Here is a 3697-nt window from a genome sequence, read left to right on the forward strand (position 1 = left end):
CCGGGGACGCCCCGCCCGGCCCCGCGCGGGCCCCGGACGCCCGCTAGCCAGTCGACGACGAAGGCGGGCACCTCCCGGTTCTTGGCGCGGCCCAGCAGGCCGGCCGCCTGGGCGGCGTCGGCCTGCTGGTCGGCCAACCGCGGCATGCTGCCCGCCAGCGGCCGTAGCGTGACGGTCTCGCCCCGCCTGGCCACCAGCAGCTCCGGCGTCGCCCCGATCAGCGCGGCCCCGGTCCGCCCGGACGGGCTCAGATCCACCGCGAACACCCCGGCCCCCGGATGCCGGGCGGCCAGCCGCGCCGCCACCGCCTCCGGCGTGATCTCGGCATCGGCCTCGGCGAGCACCGAGCGCGCCGCCACCACCTTGCGCAGCCCGGTCTCGGGGTCCTCCAGCTGTTCGACCAGCTTGCGCACCCTGGTCAGATGCTCGTCCGCGCCGGGCAGCTCGCTGACCACCCGCACCGGCGGCAGCTCGGCCATCGGCGGCTGCCACCGGCCCGGCGTGCGCGACCACTGCCCCGGCAGCACCAGCGCGGCCGGATGCCGCGGGTCGAAGGGCAGCGCGCCCACCACGATCTCCGCGTCCGGGCCGCGCAGCGCCGCCCTGGCCGCGGTCACCGAATCGAAGGCCGCGCGCACCCCGGACGCGCGCAGGACGCCGTCGGGGCGGGCGAGCAGGAACTCAGACATGATGTCCCGACGATAGCCGCGCCCCCGGCACGGCGGGGTGGTGTCGTGACCGAACCCACCGCGGCTCCGGCGCGCCCGCGACCTCGCCGATCAGCTCCCCGTGCGCGGCTGTCGCGACGCCCAGGCCGGTGTCCAGGTGTGCCCGGCCACCGGGGGCCTGGTGCGCGCGAGATGGCCGAGCAGCGCGGCCAGCGTGGGATGCGGATCGTCGGCGCGGAACACCAGCGCGTGCGGGTAGACCGGAGCCGGGTCGGTGATCGGGACGCGGCGCAGGTCGTGCCCGGCGGGCCACAGGTGCAGATCGCCCGCGCCGACGAGGGTGGCCAGCGTCGGGTCGGCCGCCAGCGCGTCCATGAGCGCGTCGCTGCCGAAGTTCGGGCCCGCGGCGTCGATGCGCAGACCGAATGCCGTGGCGAGGTCGTCGTAGAAGGCCGACCACTCGGTGCCCGCGCGAAGCCCGGGAATCCAGAGCCGGTGCCCGCGGAGCTGGTCGGGCCGCACCGAACGTGCCCGCGCGAGGGCGTGTTCCGGTCCGGCCAGCAGCTGCAGCGGGTCGTCGAGCACCCGGACCGCGGTGACCCCTTCGGCGAGATCCCCTGGCGCGACGGCGCGGAAGGTGGCGTCGATCTCCCCGGCCGCCACCGCCTCGACCGCCCGCGCCGTGTTCGCATCCGGCAGGGTCACCACCTCGAGCCGGGCGCCGGGGTGCGCGCCGAAGAACTCGCGCAGCGCGAGCGCGCAGGAGAAGCGGCGGTTGAGCACGTCCACGCGCAGCGCCCGTCCGCCCGGTCGCACCGCGGCCGCCGCCCGCTCCACCGCCTTCAGCACGGCGCGGGCGTGCGGCAGGAAGGCGGAACCGTCGGCGCTGAGCACGGCCCCGCGCGGGTTCCTGGCGAACAACGCGACACCGAGGTCGCGTTCGAGTCCGGCGACCCGTTTCGACACCGCCTGCTGGGTGAGGCCGAGCTCGTCCGCCGCCGTCTGGAACCGCCCGTGCTCGGCGACGGTCACGAAGGTGCGCACGGCCTCGAAGTCCACGGGCGGATCCTACGAGCGCACAACATCGTGTTGTGGCGCGCCGAGCGACCGGTTGTTGGAACCGCCACCGGGGTGGGCGGTGTACTCCTCGCGCCTCCCGGCGGTCACCCGATCGCGCGAGGCGCCGGCCGGAATCGGCCGACCGGCCGGAGTGGACGACAGGACGAATGCGGATGCGGATGTGGATGCGCGGTCACACCACGACACGGCTCGGTCCCGCCTTCGGATGGCTGTGGTCGGCCTACGCGGCCTCCGCCCTCGGCGCCGCCCTCGGTTTCGGGGCGTTCCCGCTGATCGCCGTCGCGGTGCTCGGGGCTGGTCCGGCCGGGGTGTCGGCGCTGGCGGCCGCGGCGACGGCGGTGGGCGCGCTGTCGGCCCTGCCGCTCGGGCCGTGGGTGGAGACGCACCGCAAGCGGCCGGTCATGATCGGCGCCGACCTGCTGCGCTGCCTCGCTCTGCTCACCATTCCGATCGCCCACCTCCTCGGTCTGCTGAGCTATGCCCACCTGCTGGTCGTCGCGGTGTGCGCGGCGGCGGCGAACATCGCGTTCACCGCGGCGAGCGGCGCCTATCTGCGGCAGCTCGTCCCGCCCGGCGACCTGCTGGTGGCCAACAGCAGGTTCGAATCGACCACCTGGACCACCACCGCCGTCGGTCCGGCCCTCGGTGGCGCGGCGGTCGGGCTCTTCGGTCCGGTCGTCACCGTGCTCGCGAACGCCGCCGGCCTGCTGCTGTCGGCCCTCGGCCTCACCGCCATCCGGCGACCGGAGGAACAGCCGCCCTACCGACGGACCCGGTGGCGGGTATCGGACCTCACGTGGGGCAAGCGCCGCGTCGCCGCCGATCCCCGCCTGCACGCGCTGTTCCGCAATGCCGTGGTGTTCAACGCCCTGCTGCTGGCGACCGAGCCGCTGGCGGCGGTGCTGTTGCTCGGCGAACTCGGCTGGGCGCCCTGGCAGTACGGCGTGGCCTTCGGCCTGCCCTGCCTCGGCGGTCTGGTCGGGGCGCAGCTGACCCGCCGGTTGCGCGATCGTTTCGGTCATCGCCGTCTGCTGCACGGCACCGGCGTGCTGCGCGCCCTGCCGCCGATCACCCTCGCCCTGGTGCCCCCTGGGCCCGCGGGCGTCGTGCTGGTGCTGGTCGCTCAGTTCGCACTCCTCACCTGCGTGGGCATGTTCGTCCCGCTGCTGGCCACCGAACGCCTGCGTCGCGTCTGCGCCGACAGCGTCGCCCGGGTGCTGGTGTGGTGGACCGTCGCGGGCAGGCTCGCCGTCGCCGCCACGACCGCGCTGTGGGGTGTGCTCGGCGTGCTCGCCGGTCCGCGCGTCGCCATCGCGCTCGCGGGCCTGCTGCTGCTGGCGACGCCGCTGCTGTTGCCCGGCGGTCGCCGCGGCTACTTCCGGCCGGGCGGGACCAGCAGCACCGGCCGGTGACAGTGCCGCAGCACCGCGTCGGCGACGCTGCTGTGCAGCAGCGCCCTGATGCCGGTCGCGCCGCGGGTGCCCGCAACGATGATGTCGACGTCGAGCTCGTCGGCGACCTCGACGATGGCGTTCCTGATCGTCGAGGTGCACTCGACGGTGCGGGCCTCGGCGGCGAAGCCCGCCAGTTTCGCCAGCCGCACGCCCTCGGTGTTGACCGCGCGGGCGTCGACGTAGGCCACGTCCTCGATCTCCTCCTCGGGCACCCAGTCCGGCTGCACCACACCCGAGAGCCCGGACAGACGGGCGGCCTGCAGGACCATCGGCTCCCAGGCGGTGAGCACGACGGCGCGCTCGGCGGACAGGAAACGCCCGGCGTATTCGATTGCGCGCTTGGCGTTCTCGGAACCGTCGTAGGCGATGAGCATCAGATCGCAGGTCACCGGTAGACCTCCTGCCTGGAGTCCTGCTGTCAGGCTACTCCCGGGCGGACCGCGCGGACGGCCCCGACGCGCGCCCGCCCGCGCGGGCGGTCGGCGCGCGCACTAC

4 protein-coding genes are annotated in these 3697 nt (G+C 75.2%); 1 reads left to right on the forward strand and 3 read right to left on the reverse strand.

What is annotated here, in order from left to right; genetic code table 11:
- Positions 1-689 (reverse strand): chorismate-binding protein (locus QH283_RS02035; protein WP_280501314.1); only part of this gene is annotated, 689 nt, incomplete at its 3' end.
- 90 nt (positions 690-779) lie between these two features.
- Positions 780-1727, reverse strand: coding sequence for a LysR family transcriptional regulator (locus QH283_RS02040; RefSeq protein WP_280501315.1), 948 nt, complete (start codon positions 1725-1727; stop codon positions 780-782).
- 167 nt (positions 1728-1894) lie between these two features.
- Between QH283_RS02040 and QH283_RS02045 the strand changes: the two genes are divergently transcribed.
- Entirely contained in the window at positions 1895-3160 is a 1266-nt protein-coding gene (locus tag QH283_RS02045) for an MFS transporter (protein ID WP_280501316.1), read from the forward strand.
- On the opposite strand, the gene QH283_RS02050 is transcribed toward QH283_RS02045, so the two are convergent.
- Positions 3121-3591, reverse strand: a complete 471-nt coding sequence (locus QH283_RS02050) for a universal stress protein (protein WP_280501317.1) — start codon at positions 3589-3591, stop codon at positions 3121-3123. The genes QH283_RS02045 and QH283_RS02050 overlap by 40 nt on opposite strands.
- Between the last annotated feature and the right edge of the window lie 106 nt (positions 3592-3697).

The organism is Nocardia farcinica, from assembly GCF_029867845.1.
Lineage (GTDB): Bacteria > Actinomycetota > Actinomycetes > Mycobacteriales > Mycobacteriaceae > Nocardia > Nocardia farcinica_A.

Coding starts and splice junctions, on each gene's coding strand:
- QH283_RS02045 (WP_280501316.1), top strand. CDS start 1,895: ATGCGGATGCGGATGTGGATGCGCGGTCACACCACGACACGGCTCGGT.